Annotated in this window: 17 protein-coding genes; 7 read left to right on the forward strand and 10 right to left on the reverse strand. The window is 54.7% G+C overall.

Going from position 1 to position 13632, the window contains the following annotated elements:
- The first annotated feature begins 67 nt into the window (after nt 1-67).
- On the forward strand, nt 68-223 hold the full coding sequence (locus E8D52_07805) for a hypothetical protein (GenBank protein TKB68877.1): 156 nt from the start codon (nt 68-70) through the stop codon (nt 221-223).
- Nucleotides 186-476, forward strand: coding sequence for a hypothetical protein (locus E8D52_07810; protein ID TKB68878.1), 291 nt, complete (start codon nt 186-188; stop codon nt 474-476). The genes E8D52_07805 and E8D52_07810 overlap by 38 nt, the downstream gene beginning before the upstream one ends.
- 211 nt (nt 477-687) lie before the next feature.
- Here E8D52_07810 and E8D52_07815 read toward each other — a convergent pair whose 3' ends face one another.
- The 10 genes from E8D52_07815 to E8D52_07860 all read right to left on the reverse strand — a co-directional run bounded on the left by E8D52_07815 (nt 688) and on the right by E8D52_07860 (nt 8057).
- Entirely contained in the window at nt 688-1008 is a 321-nt protein-coding gene (locus E8D52_07815) for a transcriptional regulator (GenBank protein TKB68879.1), read from the reverse strand.
- 18 nt (nt 1009-1026) lie between these two features.
- Nucleotides 1027-1356, reverse strand: coding sequence for a type II toxin-antitoxin system RelE/ParE family toxin (locus tag E8D52_07820; protein ID TKB69445.1), 330 nt, complete (start codon nt 1354-1356; stop codon nt 1027-1029).
- Nucleotides 1357-1576: 220 nt separating this feature from the next.
- The gene (locus E8D52_07825; GenBank protein ID TKB68880.1) at nt 1577-1801 is read right to left on the reverse strand and encodes a DUF1810 domain-containing protein; all 225 of its coding nucleotides are present in this window, start codon (nt 1799-1801) and stop codon (nt 1577-1579) included.
- Between the two features lie 65 nt (nt 1802-1866).
- The gene (locus tag E8D52_07830; protein ID TKB68881.1) at nt 1867-2205 is read right to left on the reverse strand and encodes a DUF1810 domain-containing protein; all 339 of its coding nucleotides are present in this window, start codon (nt 2203-2205) and stop codon (nt 1867-1869) included.
- A 179-nt stretch (nt 2206-2384) separates the two neighbouring features.
- Nucleotides 2385-3428 (reverse strand): restriction endonuclease, encoded by a 1044-nt coding sequence (locus E8D52_07835; protein ID TKB68882.1) that lies wholly within the window; start codon nt 3426-3428, stop codon nt 2385-2387.
- On the reverse strand, nt 3301-4584 hold the full coding sequence (locus E8D52_07840; protein TKB69446.1) for a DNA cytosine methyltransferase: 1284 nt from the start codon (nt 4582-4584) through the stop codon (nt 3301-3303). The genes E8D52_07835 and E8D52_07840 overlap by 128 nt, the downstream gene beginning before the upstream one ends.
- Before the next feature lie 355 nt (nt 4585-4939).
- Complete coding sequence (locus E8D52_07845) at nt 4940-5251, reverse strand: hypothetical protein (protein ID TKB68883.1); 312 nt, start codon at nt 5249-5251, stop codon at nt 4940-4942.
- 24 nt (nt 5252-5275) lie between these two features.
- Nucleotides 5276-5509 (reverse strand): hypothetical protein, encoded by a 234-nt coding sequence (locus tag E8D52_07850; protein ID TKB68884.1) that lies wholly within the window; start codon nt 5507-5509, stop codon nt 5276-5278.
- Nucleotides 5510-5530: 21 nt separating this feature from the next.
- Nucleotides 5531-6817: a DUF2130 domain-containing protein gene (locus tag E8D52_07855; protein ID TKB68885.1), complete on the reverse strand. Its 1287-nt coding sequence runs from the start codon at nt 6815-6817 to the stop codon at nt 5531-5533.
- A 157-nt stretch (nt 6818-6974) separates the two neighbouring features.
- Nucleotides 6975-8057 (reverse strand): HEAT repeat domain-containing protein, encoded by a 1083-nt coding sequence (locus E8D52_07860; protein ID TKB68886.1) that lies wholly within the window; start codon nt 8055-8057, stop codon nt 6975-6977.
- 248 nt (nt 8058-8305) lie between these two features.
- Between E8D52_07860 and atpH the strand changes: the two genes are divergently transcribed.
- The 5 genes from atpH to E8D52_07885 all read left to right on the forward strand — a co-directional run bounded on the left by atpH (nt 8306) and on the right by E8D52_07885 (nt 13447).
- Entirely contained in the window at nt 8306-8845 is a 540-nt protein-coding gene (atpH, locus tag E8D52_07865; protein TKB68887.1) for an ATP synthase F1 subunit delta, read from the forward strand.
- Nucleotides 8846-8854: 9 nt separating this feature from the next.
- Nucleotides 8855-10375 (forward strand): F0F1 ATP synthase subunit alpha, encoded by a 1521-nt coding sequence (locus tag E8D52_07870; GenBank protein ID TKB68888.1) that lies wholly within the window; start codon nt 8855-8857, stop codon nt 10373-10375.
- Nucleotides 10376-10470: 95 nt separating this feature from the next.
- Nucleotides 10471-11349: an ATP synthase F1 subunit gamma gene (gene atpG, locus E8D52_07875; GenBank protein ID TKB68889.1), complete on the forward strand. Its 879-nt coding sequence runs from the start codon at nt 10471-10473 to the stop codon at nt 11347-11349.
- A 103-nt stretch (nt 11350-11452) separates the two neighbouring features.
- A complete protein-coding gene (gene atpD, locus E8D52_07880) occupies nt 11453-12895 on the forward strand; it encodes a F0F1 ATP synthase subunit beta (GenBank protein TKB68890.1) in 1443 nt (480 codons plus the stop codon).
- Between the two features lie 129 nt (nt 12896-13024).
- A complete protein-coding gene (locus tag E8D52_07885) occupies nt 13025-13447 on the forward strand; it encodes a F0F1 ATP synthase subunit epsilon (GenBank protein ID TKB68891.1) in 423 nt (140 codons plus the stop codon).
- The last annotated feature ends 185 nt before the right edge of the window (nt 13448-13632 follow it).

Here is a 13632-nt window from a genome sequence, read left to right on the forward strand (position 1 = left end):
TGGATCAGCGAGGAAGATCAGGCTGCGCTCAGATCAATGTCGGACAGGCTCCTAGCCCGCATTATTCATGACCCTTCTGCTGCAATCGCCGATACGCCGCTTGTTTCTCGTCTTCACCATCCGTCGACGGCGCATCCGCATTATTTCAGCCAGAGATATGAGTCTCAAGGAGCGGAGGACGTATCGTGACCAAACTCAAAAAAAGACCGACGTTCAAGAGTGAGAAACAGGAAGCTGAGTTTTGGGCGTCACACGACTCAACGGAGTATGTCGACTACTCCAAGAGTCGTCGGATGGTGTTTCCCCGGTTGAAGCCGTCTACCGAGACGATCTCGCTCCGCCTGCCAAAATCCCTCTTGGATCAACTCAAGACGATCGCGAACAAACGCGACGTCCCGTATCAGACACTGCTCAAGCTCTTCGTGCTCGAACGCGTCCAGGCTGAGTTGCATCACAAACCCGCCAAAGCCTCTTAGCGGGCTCCGATCATGGCGATTGCTGGAAGCTGGTTTGAATGTGGCGAGCAGGGCAGAACGACATGGTCCCTAGCACAGTGGCATGTTGTGTCGGGCCAAGACGTTCATCGTCAGTTGGTTAGGCTTGCCGTCGAAGTATGTGAGCAGAGCGTCGTTGAAGATGGTGTTGTCGGTGGCAGCCGTCAGCCACGTGAGTCTAGCCGGTATTCTTTCAGCTGGCCTTTGCCGTTACGCGTAATTTGACGTGAGCCTTCTTCTGAAGCGCGTTTACAATGCTGAAGAAGTTATCCGTGCTGGGATTTCCACGCGGAGCCAACATTCGATGCAAGCTCTTGCTTGGTTTCTTGAGCGTCAAGGCTAGTTCTTCAAATCCTACAGTAGCATTGACAAGATCCCTGAGGATGGCTTTGCCTACGGCGGTGTCGCCTGCGAAATAGGCATTGAGCGCCTCTGTAAAAAGTGCTTCCCGAAAGCGCGGGTCCCGTTCCACACGCGCCGCGATAGTGTTTCTAAATTCCCTTGTCAGTGCCATAGGTCGCTCCGTTCTGTGTTAGGTCTTCTTGGTGGTGCTTCGGCGGCGATAGTCGGCCCATCGCTCTTTTGCCGTCTCGATAGCCTGCTGCTGGCGTTGTTTTGTGCTGCCACCCAGCAGGATCACGAGGCGATCACCGTCTTTGCCGAAATAGATGCGATAGCCAGGACCTGCATCGATCTTTCGCTCAAAGACTCCAGCCCCGACCCCCTTCACGTTCGACCAATTCCCTGCCGCTAGTTGATAGACTCCCGCAGCAACTTTGGCCGAGGCGACGGCATTGAGCCCTTCGAGCCATACGGCGAAAGGTGAGCGGGACTGGGGGTCGAGATATTCGAGTACGCGTATCTCCGACATAGATATAGTAACTGTTATGTTACCACTGCGCTTAGGGGACGTGCAAATGTCTTTACCTGAGCGTGGGAAAGAAACAGGCTTTGGTGGATGAATGATAGGTCTTAATGGATAGGCAGCGGCACAGTCATTTGCGGCGAAAAGTATTCAGGCGGGAGAGGGGAGTCAAGGACGGAGCAGGTACATGCCACGGGGCCAGAGCGCCACGCATTCGCTAGGACCGTTGTTGTGCCAGGATATCGAGAATCGATTGATCGGGCTGGCCGTCGAAGTATTTGAGGAGGGTGTCTTTGAAGAGTGTGTGGTCGGGGGCAGCAGTCAGAAACAAGGTCATGCAGGACCGGAAATTGAGATAGTTGGGATAGCCGAAGATCTCCTCAGCGCTACGACTGTTCACATCGAGCACAAGCTGCGTACAGGCTCTGAGCCTGAGGCCCAGCCTGTATTATTCACGAGAGTTCGTGACGAAACCGCCAAGACGCCTCGCGAGACAGGCGCGCGGAGCTACGAAGGAAGGAGGCATACTTGAAACAGTATGTCGACTGACTGAGCAGCGAGCCCGCCCGCCGTTAGGCTTGTCGTAGCGGCGTATCGGCGGTTGCAGTAGAAGTCTTCGTGAATATTGCAGGCCAGGACTGGGTGTTGCAGATAGGCTTTGGCCTCATCGAGTGAGCCAATGGCAAATTGCTGCGCCATTGCACTGTGTCCAAGACCGGCGATCTGCGGAAAGACAAACCAGATCCAATGGCTGGCCTTTCTCCCGGCCCGCAGCTCAGCAAGGACTGTGTCATAGACACCCACTTGTGCGTTGAGAAACCGGCGTAGGTTGTAGTCATCACTCATTCACTATGCGTGGCCCGGTATATTTGTTCCAGGACGACACCATGTCTGGCAAATGTTGGATTGCAAGACCTGACGCTCTTTACTTGCTCTCCCTTTTCGGTAGTCATGTTCCCGGTAGAGCGGATTCTGGACATGTTATCTGATCTTGTCGAGGGAGAGACTCTATCCATGGAGATGCCTCAAAGGCCTTGCAAAATCTCGATGACTTTTTGATCAAGCTGGCTTCCAAGGGGCATTTGTTTTCCTGACGCAAATGCTTTGGCAAAATCAACCGAGGACATCCTGTCTTGGCGCCGAAGCTCTACAGGTCTGATTTGGCCAGGGAGCACATCAGGCCCCAGGCCATACGTCATAACAGTCAAGACGCCATGTCCAGCTGCTTTAGACGCTGGTACTTTGCCTACTAGTTTCTCGAACTGCATATACACTCGGTCTGGAAGAATGAAATACATTCCCTTCTTGCAAAGCTGTGAGGTTGTGGCGATAGAACTCTTGAGGATTAGCTGAGGGATTAGTCGCTTCCATACATTTGCCCAATTCATGCCGTGTTTCGAATCTGGAACAGAAGATTTTTCTTCGGCATAGGCACGCCAGCTGCTGTGATAGTTTCCGGTTGTGTCGATGCTTTGGACCTCGCAAGGGACCGCAAGAGTAGGTACTCCTGCAGTTACTCTGACTAGCACCCAATCAAGACTCAATTGGATAATCCCGGGATTGGACAGCTGGACCTCGCTACCCGAGTTTTGCCCTAGAAAAACCACGAAATCTTCGGGAAGCCGCTTGGCACGTTTGGCTTTCGAGTAGTCGTTTGCTAGAAGCGTCGGAAGGGGGTGGCCTATAGCATCAATTGCGCAGGACCTAAGAGTTTCATATTTCCCCGCGTAGAGGCGTTGGGGGCAAACGATAACCTCTTCGAGTCCATTTCTCGTTTTATTAGCAACGCTGCAGGTGCCATACACAACTACGGTTCCACCGTCTTGTGGGTGGCTATGTTTGACGCACGTGTTCCCTACGAAAGGGCAATCCTGGCTTTTCCATTGCTTCCTGGCGGGGTTGCTTCGATCGTCAGGAGCATATCCGAAGATCTCGCAAAGGTCATTTCCCTTGGCTCGTGGCATATGCCCTTTCTTTATAAGGCTTGACGGTGCGCTTTGGTTGATTCTCCTTGATAAGGGTTTTGATGTGCTCAGCCAGAGCACGTGCGAGCAGCGGTGGGACGGCATTCCCAACCTGCCGGTATTGTTCCACCTTTGAGCCTGTGAATCTAAACCAGTCGGGGAAAGACTGCAGTCGGGCGGCCTCTCGAATGCTTATTATTCGATCCTGGGCATAATGAAAGAAAGTCCCCCAATGCGGGTCACATTTTGTGAGGATTGTTCCTGAGAGGCCTTCGGGATCGAGGCGGCCATAACGCTTTGTATGGTCGCTTCTTCTCGCTCTCTGCAGCCCTTTGGGTAGAAGCTTATGCGGGATATCGCGCCAGGATCCTCCTGGTTTGACGTGACTGATCCGTTGAATATTAATTGGTGCGACCCCAGCGCATTCATGATTAAAGATCCCTGAGGCGCCCTCTCGAAGCATTTCTTGGTAGCAATTTCTTGCAGGCTTCCAATAGGGCATTTCTCCCGCTCCTCCTCCTGATGGAATAGAAGGAAGATCGCCGATTGCCTCTCCAATCGTCGCTGGTTTCATCAAGTTTTCATAAAGAAAGCTGATCTGCTTAGCGCCTCCAATTGCATGCTCAAATGTGTAGTCGCGCCCTCCGGTAAAGTTAGGCCGTTGTAGGCTGTAATGTGTAGGAAGTGGGAAGGAGGGTTCAACGCCGGGTAGGCATGTGCCCAAGAACACAAGCCGCCATCGCTCTTGCGGGACGCCATAATGAGCGGCATTCAAAATCTTGAACTTCACACTATATCCGGCCTTCTCAAATGCAGCTAGGACACTCTCTAGGCTCTTACCTCCATCAAGTGAGACCAATCCAGGCACATTCTCCATCACAACAAAGTTTGGGCGTAGGCCTTCTAACACTAAGCGAACATAGTGATGAAAGAGGTGGTTCCTTGGGTCCTCTTGGCTTCTGATGGGAGCATTAATGCTGAATCCTTGGCAGGGGGGGCCTCCAATCATGACATCTAACGTCGCCGCACCTAGTCTTGTTCGTTCTCGGATTATGCTAGCGCTCAGTTCCTGAATGGGACCCACAAAAGGAGTAGCAGCAGGAAAATTGGCGTGGAATGTATTTGCTGAATCGAGATCGATATCGTTGAAAAATACGGGCGTAAACCCCGCTGTGTGAAAGCCAATTGATAGGCCGCCTGCTCCTGAAAAAAGATCACCGGAGAGCAGGTCTGTTTCCTTTTTGTTGGGAGCTCTGTTCATAGATATGCCAGGATTATAGTCGTACCTAAATTTATTTCCCAGACTATTTGTTGCTGAGCAATATGGATATCCGTACGAAGATGCCAAAGCCAAAAAAGAAGAAAGCATGAGAGGCATGTATGTTTGAATTTGCTGGAGAAGGCTAGTGGGGGAAGTTCTTGAACCAATGAGGTAAGCCCCGGCGTTGAGCTGCGCCTTTTGAAATTATGGGGCTATTGCACTCGGTAACGGCTCATCCCGTTGAGCCGGTGGGGCTGTAACATATCCTGATTGAAGGCTCCGGCAGGATTTCTTCGATCCGCTCTACCGGAATGACGGTGATCTCATTGCGCACTTCCATCGGCAGATTATCAGATTAGGCTGCTGCCCTTTTGACCCGGACTTCTGCCCGATGACCGGTTGCGGCCAGGACTCGAATCAGCACATCGCTTGAAACCCCGTGGGCATTCCCATTCGCAATCGCCGTCACCCGCGTTCTCGATGTGCCTGCGCCTTTTGCAATCGCTGCATGGGTCAGCCGCCCGGCTTGAATGATCTTGGCCAGGACGACGGTGAGTTCCGACCGAAATTCCATTTCAGCGGTATCCGCCGCTGACAAATCCAGCGCGTGTCCCAGATCGTTGGCCGTCACAACCGTCACTTGTTTGCTGGTTCTAGTCGTTGCCATTGGAGAAATTGTAGCAGGAAGGGCTTAGCTGTACTGATCCCACGTATCGCATTGCTTGATTGCCCAGAACACCGCTTCCTTGAGTTTCTTAAGGATCATGTTGTCGGGATCGCGTATGGCCTGCAGCTTCTTGTTCAGATCGTAGAGGGGCTGTATGGTACGCTTGTCCGGTATCTTGCCGAGGGCCCATGCAACCTCCGTCAGTACGATCCAGTCTGTCTTTGAATCTTGAAGTTTTGCCAATAAGGGAAGCACCACCGACGCGTCGCCGTTGATTCTTTACTCAGGGAGCAATTGCTGGACTGGGTTTTTGGGCTCCAATGCTGCTAGTTCGAGCCCCTCTATTTCTTGGAACGACTTGCCGGCAATAGCCTGCAAGTCACCATACATGCCGACTGTCGCTTGCATGACTCGTTCGATTTGTTCCTCTCGCTTGGCCCATTGCTTGGTAATGGCTTTCTTTTCCCGATCCAAATCCTCTTGCATTGACGAGAACGCCTCGACGATGGCTTCGACTCGATGGCGGAACCGTGGACCGGTGAGATACTGATAGACCATTTCGGTCTTGGTCTGTTGGCCATCAAGTGCCTGCCGGGCTGAGGCGAGTTCGATTAAAGAATGGCGGAGAGCGACTGCCAAGGAGAACACGGACTTTGCGTTTGTGACCCAGATTCCATCGACCAGATCAAAAGACTCGACGTCTTTGGGAAGAGTCTGACTGACGATAATAGCGATGTCTGCTTTCGCTGTTCGCTGATCGTCACGGAGTTTGACCAGCCAGCCGTCGCTCCAATTTTTGGTTCGCTTGGATTCCCATAAGATGGTTCCACAGACCTGACCGAGAGGGCCCATGACTCGCTGGAGTGCATCGCCGCCGAACTCACCTTTGGGGACAGGCTCGATCGTGTCTCTCGGGAACTTTGTTCTGAGCAACGCTTCAAGTTCTAACTCCTGGACTTCACCCTGGAGTTGCTGCGATCCCTGTTCAGCCCTGCGTTTGAGTTCCTCGATCTGGGTTTGCATGGAGGCGATGGTTTGCTCCTTCTCCATCACCTTGAGCTTCAGGCCTTCCTCCGCTTCCTTCTTGGCCTGCTCACGGGTGACAGAGAGTCCATCCTGCACCCGCTTTTCGACCGTGAGTTCTAGCTCACGCTTGGCATCATCCAGTTCGCGCTTTTGTCGGATGAGATCGGCCTGTGCTTTCTGGGCCTCGGCGAGTTTGATGTCGCGTTGAGTGAGGACGTCTTGAAGTTCGGCGAGTTCTCTCGCTTTCTGGTCGATATCCGATTGCAGGGCGAGTTTGGCCTTCTTGGATTCCTCGCTGACAATCTTCGCGCGTTCAACCAGAAGCTTCTCGGCCACCTGATCGTCGATGGCCTGCTTAGCCTTCGTGACGGCTTCCTCCCGCTCGCGCAGAGACTCTTCTTTCCTGGCAATGTCCGTATCTTTTAGCGCCAGCCGCTTCTCGTAGTCGCGACGAGTTGACTCGATCAAGGGAGCGGCGAGGGATTCAGTTAACTTGATTTCAGTCTTGCAGTTTGGACAGGTAATCGTTGGTTCTGACATAGAGAAATCCCGGTCATGCTGGAGTATCTATCGGGGCAATTCCTACGCTCAAGGAGTGAATAAATCAACAGTCCAGAATAGGGTCATGGGGCAGGGGGAGTCTGAGACTGCGTGTTCCGTGAGCAGGAGGACGACCAGAGTGGCCCGCCACCTCCTCTCAACTAAATTGATCCCACGTATCGCATTGCTTGATCGACCAGAAGACGGCTTCTTTGAGCTTCTTGAGGATCACGTTGTCGGGATCACGGATGGCCTGCAGCTTTTTGTCGAGGTCATACAGCGGTTGGATCGATCGCTTATCGGGAATTTTGCCCAGCGCCCACGCCACTTCGGTGAGGACCGTCCAGTCGGTCTTTGAATCTTGAAGTTTTGCCAATAACGGCAGCACGACCGACGCATCTCCTGCAATGCCTCCGATCTGCCCAAGCCCTTTGGCGGCAGCGGCCTGAATTTCTATCTGAGGCGAGGTATTCATCAAGTCGACGAGCAATGGAATGCCGTCTTTGCTGAGATTGCCCATGGAGAGAATGGCCTGTTTAGCCAGGTCCCTATTTTTCAGCGCTTCTTTCAACTTGGGCAGGGCTTCGTCAGCCTGCATCTCACCAAGCAATGACATGATTTTGATCTTCCGGGCCTGACTGGCATCCGGGGAGTCGAGCATGTTGAGGAGCCGATCGGCATGGCCCCATTCCGCCGCGAGGAGGAGTGGGAAATCGTACGTTGCGAGCGCTTCCTGCAACTTGGTCATCGCATACAGGCCGGGATCAGCGCCTTGGGCCGCCTGTGCGGCCGCCACGGCATCCTCGAACTCCGTGCGCACTTCTTTCTGCCATTTGATCTTCATGCCGCCGAGCAGGTAGGTCAGCTGGCAGGCAGGCCCTTTCCAGAGGCGCGATGGGGCGTCGGGCAGGTCGGCATCTCCCCCCGTTGCTGTCGTCCCTTCCCACGTTTTACGTTGCTCACATTTCACCCGAAAGACGACATCATGAGGGGTGGCCGGATCTCGAACGGTTGCATACCCAGCTTCATTCAGACGTTGGGCGACGACCTCGGCTAAGGCGCCAGCACCCACTCCGCCCTTATCCGTGATGGTGAGAACATCGACTAACACGGTCTGAATCTTCTCCAGCCGACCCTTTTGCTCTGGCGTAAAGTATTCACGGTAGGCAGAGGCAGATGAGGGCATCAGGCTCAGAACGAGACAGAGTGCGAGGGTCGATAAGGCTAATTGTTTTTGCATGGCTCACCTCCGCCCACTCGTATCGAATCCAGGTGTGGGTGCGATCGCTTGAGGAACTTGGCGTACGCCGCCGATCGACTTGCAGTATACACCGTCTTCATCGCTCGGCTGTGTTGACGAGTATCTTGCTTGCCCGTGCCTGTATCGTATTGACAGCTCATAGGTCCCAATGCTAATTTTCGCGCTCTGCTTCGTGCCTCGCACGAAATCTTTAGATTTGTCAAAATAACGCATGTGGATGCTAAACGGTGATTAAGACAACAGTTGCGCGACGTTATGCACAAGCCCTCTTCGAGCTCCTCGATCATTCAACCATCGAAGCCACGCGGGGGACACTTACTGACCTCGGTCTGGCCATGAAGGAATCCGCCCATCTTCGCCACGTGGTGGCCTCACCTGCGTTCGGGGTGGAGGAGAAAATTGCCGTCCTGACCGCACTCGGCGAGAAGCTGGGGTGCCCTCCAGCCGGTAAAGCATTCCTGGGCCAATTGGTGAAGAAGAATCGAGTGGGCTTTCTGCCGGAAATCGCCGACGCCTTCGGCAAGTTAGTTGATCAATTAAAGCGGACGCAGCCGGTGACCGTGTCTTCCGCGACGGCTCTTCCGCCGGCGGAACAAGATCGAATCAGGACGCGCCTACGCGACACGTTAAAGCGCGACGTTGATGTCACATTTCAGATCGATGCCAGTCACCTCGCCGGCTTGCAGATTCAGATCGGTAGCAAAGTAGTCGACAGCACCGTCCAAGGTCGCTTGCGCGATTTGCAAGTCCTGTTGACGCGAGAATAAGGAGTAGCCATGCAGATCAGGGCAGAAGAAATCAGTGCGATTATTAAAGAGAAGATCAAAGGCTTCGACAAGCAGGTTGATGTCAAGGAAACAGGGTCCGTCATCCAGGTGGGCGACGGTATTGCCAAGGTCTATGGCCTCGATGGAGCCATGGCCGGTGAGATGCTCGAATTCCCAGGCGGACTGTATGGCATTGCGTTGAACCTGGAAGAAGACAATGTCGGTGCCGTGTTAATGGGCGACTCGGTCGGGGTCAAAGAAGGCGATCCGGTCAAGCGCACCGGCCGCATCGCGGAAATTCCGGTGGGTGAGGCGTTGATCGGCCGTGTGGTGAATGCAATCGGCCAGCCGATCGACGGCAAGGGTGCCATCAAGTCGACGCTCTCGTCACGTATTGAGATGGTGGCTCCTGGCGTGAATACCCGCCAATCGGTGCGGGAACCGTTGCAGACCGGTATTAAGGCTATCGATGCCATGATTCCCATCGGGCGCGGACAGCGCGAGCTGATCATCGGAGACCGCCAGACCGGTAAGACGGCTATCGCGGTCGATACAATCATCAATCAAAAGGGTCTCGGCGTATTTTGTATCTACGTCGCCATCGGCCAAAAGCGATCGACCGTCGCGCGCGTCGTCAAGACCCTCGAAGAGAGTCATGCGATGGAATACAGCATGGTCGTGTCGGCCAGCGCCAGCGATCCTGCTCCTATGCAGTTCTTGGCGCCCTTCGCCGGTGCCGCGATCGGTGAGTATTTCCGCGATAACGGGAAGCATGCGTTGATTGTCTATGACGATTTGTCCAAACATGCCGTCGCCTATCGTGAGCTCTCGCTCTTGCTTCGTCGCCCCCCGGGACGCGAAGCCTATCCGGGAGATGTGTTTTATCTGCACTCACGGTTGCTCGAGCGGGCCGCTAAGCTGAGCGAAAAGCTCGGCGGAGGGAGCCTTACGGCGTTGCCAATCATTGAAACGCAAGCGGGCGACGTGTCGGCCTATATCCCGACGAACGTCATTTCAATTACGGACGGTCAGATCTACCTCGGCAGTGATTTGTTCTATTCCGGTATCCGCCCAGCCATTAACGTTGGACTATCGGTCTCCCGCGTCGGTGGATCGGCGCAGATCAAGACGATGAAGCAAGTGGCCGGTACGCTTCGGCTGGACTTGGCCCAATATCGCGAAATGGCGGCGTTCGCCCAATTTGGCAGCGAACTTGACAAGGCCACACAAATGCAGCTGGCGCGCGGCGCGCGCATGGTCGAGCTGTTGAAGCAGGGGCAGTACAAGCCAATGCCGGTCGCCGATCAAGTGCTCTCGATCTATGCGGGTGTCAACGGATATCTCGACGATGTGCCTGTCGACAAGGTGCTGCAGTTCGAAGCGGACTTCCTGCACTATGTTCAGCAGAACCATGCTGAACTCAAAAAAGAAGTCACGACCATCGGCAAGATCGACGACAAGGTTGGCGCTCGCGTGAAAGAGATCATCACGACCTTCAAGCAGAAGATGGGGTACGGAGCCAAAGCATAAGCACAGACTGAGTATCGAGGACTCAGGGCGGAAACGGACGCCAGGGTGCCGGATCTGCACCCTCAGCACTCAGTCCACAGCCCTGATGGAAGACAATGCCAAGTTTACAAAGTTTGCGCCGCAAGATCGCGGCGTTTAAGAATACCCAGAAAATCACCAAGGCCATGAAGATGGTGGCGGCGGCGAAGCTCAAACGCTCGCAGGACCGTATCCTGGCCGCTCGTCCCTACGCCCACAAGATGCGCGGAGTCCTGAGCAATCTGAGCCGGCGCGTCAACCGCTCCGCCCATCCGCTCCTCCAGAAGCGCGAGGTGAAAAAGATCGAGGTGCTCGTGATCACTAGCGATCGAGGGCTCTGTGGAGGATTCAACGGCAATATCGCGCGGAAGAGCGCTGAGTTTGTGCGGCAGTGCGAGGCCCAAGGGTTGACGGTGGGTCTGAGCATCGTCGGTCGAAAGGGCCGTGACTATTTCCGGCGCCGTTCGTGGCCGATTCGGCAGGAATGGACCGGTGTATTCGACAAGCTCAGCTTTGAACATGCCCTCGATATCGGCGGCGACCTGACCGACAATTTTGTGAAGGGCACATTCGACGAGCTTCATGTCGTATACAACGAATTCAAGTCGGCCATCCAGCAGCGTGTGATCGTGGAGAAGCTGTTTCCTGTGGATGCGGCGACTGAGTTCAGCGCGGCTCCTGCTGAGGGCGTGGCGTCAGGAGCCTACCTCTACGAGCCTGATGAAGCGGCGTTGCTGAGTGCGCTCGTGCCGAAACATTTCCAGGTACAGGCCTATCGAATCCTGTTGGAATCAGCAGCTGCTGAGCACGGCGCCCGGATGGCCGCCATGGATGGGGCGACACGCAACGCTGGCCAGCTCATTAAGAAGGTTACGCTCTATTACAATAAGACCAGACAGACGGCGATCACCAAGGAACTGATGGACATCGTCGGCGGCGCGGAAGCTCTTAAATAGGATAGTTCTGAGCGCGAGACGTGTGTGCTGAGTCCAGGAGAGATGATCAGCTCGCTCAGCACGGAGCACTCAGAATTCAGCACTTGAGCAAAGGGGTGAAACAGTGAGTACAGGAAAAGTCATTCAAGTCATCGGCCCGGTCGTGGACATCGAGTTTCCGCCCGGGAAACTGCCGAATATCTACAACGCACTGAAGGTGACACAAGAAGAGAACAAGGAGGCAGGTACGCCTGCCATTCGGATCACGCTTGAAGTGGCGTCACATCTGGGTGAAAACCGAGTCCGCAGCATCGCGATGTCCACGACCGACGGTCTGACGCGCGGGATGGATGTGACGGATACGGGCGCCGCTATCTCGGTGCCCGTCGGCCGTGAGACGCTCGGCCGTCTCATGAACGTGCTCGGCGAGCCAGTTGACGAAAAAGGACCGATCAAGACGCAGAAAACCTATCCGATCCACCGGCCCGCTCCGAAGCTGGAAGATCAAGAGACCAAGACGGAAGTGCTGGAGACCGGCATCAAGGTCGTCGATTTGCTCGAACCCTATAGCAAGGGCGGCAAGGTCGGACTCTTCGGCGGCGCCGGTGTCGGCAAGACCGTGATCATCATGGAGCTCATCAACAATATTGCGCTCCACCACGGTGGATTTTCAGTATTTGCCGGTGTCGGTGAACGGACCCGCGAAGGGAACGATCTCTGGCACGAAATGATGGAATCGAAAGTCATCGATCCGGACGACTTCACCAAGTCCAAAGCTGCGTTAGTCTACGGCCAGATGAATGAGCCGCCCGGCGCGCGCCTTCGTGTGGGCTTGACCGGCCTTACCGTCGCGGAGTATTTCCGCGATGAAGAGAACCAAGACGTGCTGCTCTTCGTGGACAATATTTTCCGGTTTACACAGGCGGGATCGGAAGTCTCCGCGTTGCTTGGTCGTATGCCGTCAGCCGTCGGGTATCAACCGAACCTCTCGACTGAAATGGGCGCCTTACAAGAACGTATCACCTCGACCAAGCGTGGGTCGATCACATCGGTGCAGGCGATCTATGTGCCGGCCGACGACTTGACCGATCCGGCGCCGGCCACCGCCTTCGCGCACTTGGACGCCACGACCGTGTTGTCTCGGCAATTGGCGGAGTTGGGTATTTATCCAGCGGTCGATCCGTTGGACTCCACGTCACGTATTCTTGACCCACAGGTTATCGGGGAAGAGCATTACAAAATTGCGCGCGGCGTACAATCCGTCCTCCAACGCTACAAGGACCTCCAAGATATTATTGCCATTCTTGGTATGGATGAGTTGTCGGAAGACGATAAGATGGCTGTGGCACGCGCCAGAAAGATTCAGCGCTTCCTCTCGCAGCCGTTCCACGTGGCTGAAGCCTTCACCGGAGCTCCCGGCAAATACGTGAAACTGAAAGATACAGTCCGCAGTTTCAAGGAGATCCTGGAAGGTAAGTATGACCATCTGCCGGAGCAGGCCTTCTACATGGTTGGCCCCATCGAAGAAGCTCTGGCGAAAGCCGAGAAGATGGGAGTGAAAGTTTAGCGGAGGCGGATGAACCGACCATCCTCCTTGCTCGCGCAACGCGCGGTCTCGGAAGACCCTCGTTGCATGCGCGCAGTGGAGGACGCCTCGCTTCCCCGCCTGTAGGGGGAAGGTAAAGGAAAAGAAAGAATGGCTGGAAAGTTTTTATTAGAAGTTGTCACGCCGGAGAAGCAGCTGCTGAGTCAGCAGGTGGATGAAGTCATTGCCCCGGGGTCTGAAGGAGAGTTTGGGGTACTCCCCGGGCACTGTCATTTCCTGTCGACCCTGCGCATCGGCGAACTTCGTTACCGTGTTGATAGTCAGACCCATTCCATGGCCATTCTGTGGGGCTTTGCCGAAGTCACTCCTACCAAAGTCACCATCATGGCTGAAATTGCGGAACAGGCGGAAGACATTGATGTGGAGCGAGCCACGGCCAAAGTTGCTGAAGCGGAGCGACGCCTTCAAGCGGGCGGCTTGCCGTCGGAAGTCAAAGAAGCCCAGATCAGCCTCGAAAAAGCTCGACTTCGCAAGAAGATTGCCGAACGCGCGAAAAAGACCAGCCACGCTTAGTTCTTATTTGATTCCTTCTCTGTATCCTTACCCTGTGTCGAGGACCCTCACCCACGTTTCACCATACCGTGTTTCCACCATCTGCGTGACCTCGGTGTAAGAATAGGTGAGCTCAGTCAGCACAGTGCTGAGCTCGATACGATCAAGCCTGTTCGTGGCAAGCGCGACGCAGGATGTCTCCGCGT

Origin of the sequence: Nitrospira sp., assembly GCA_005116745.1 — a bacterium.
Classification (GTDB): Bacteria; Nitrospirota; Nitrospiria; order Nitrospirales; family Nitrospiraceae; genus Nitrospira_D.

Coding starts and splice junctions, on each gene's coding strand:
- E8D52_07840 (TKB69446.1), bottom strand. CDS start 4,584: ATGAACAGAGCTCCCAACAAAAAGGAAACAGACCTGCTCTCCGGTGAT.
- E8D52_07815 (TKB68879.1), bottom strand. CDS start 1,008: ATGGCACTGACAAGGGAATTTAGAAACACTATCGCGGCGCGTGTGGAA.
- E8D52_07855 (TKB68885.1), bottom strand. CDS start 6,817: ATGTCAGAACCAACGATTACCTGTCCAAACTGCAAGACTGAAATCAAG.
- E8D52_07830 (TKB68881.1), bottom strand. CDS start 2,205: ATGAGTGATGACTACAACCTACGCCGGTTTCTCAACGCACAAGTGGGT.
- E8D52_07845 (TKB68883.1), bottom strand. CDS start 5,251: ATGGCAACGACTAGAACCAGCAAACAAGTGACGGTTGTGACGGCCAAC.
- E8D52_07860 (TKB68886.1), bottom strand. CDS start 8,057: ATGCAAAAACAATTAGCCTTATCGACCCTCGCACTCTGTCTCGTTCTG.
- E8D52_07870 (TKB68888.1), top strand. CDS start 8,855: ATGCAGATCAGGGCAGAAGAAATCAGTGCGATTATTAAAGAGAAGATC.
- atpG (TKB68889.1), top strand. CDS start 10,471: ATGCCAAGTTTACAAAGTTTGCGCCGCAAGATCGCGGCGTTTAAGAAT.
- E8D52_07835 (TKB68882.1), bottom strand. CDS start 3,428: ATGCCGTCCCACCGCTGCTCGCACGTGCTCTGGCTGAGCACATCAAAA.
- E8D52_07885 (TKB68891.1), top strand. CDS start 13,025: ATGGCTGGAAAGTTTTTATTAGAAGTTGTCACGCCGGAGAAGCAGCTG.
- E8D52_07805 (TKB68877.1), top strand. CDS start 68: ATGACCCTTCTGCTGCAATCGCCGATACGCCGCTTGTTTCTCGTCTTC.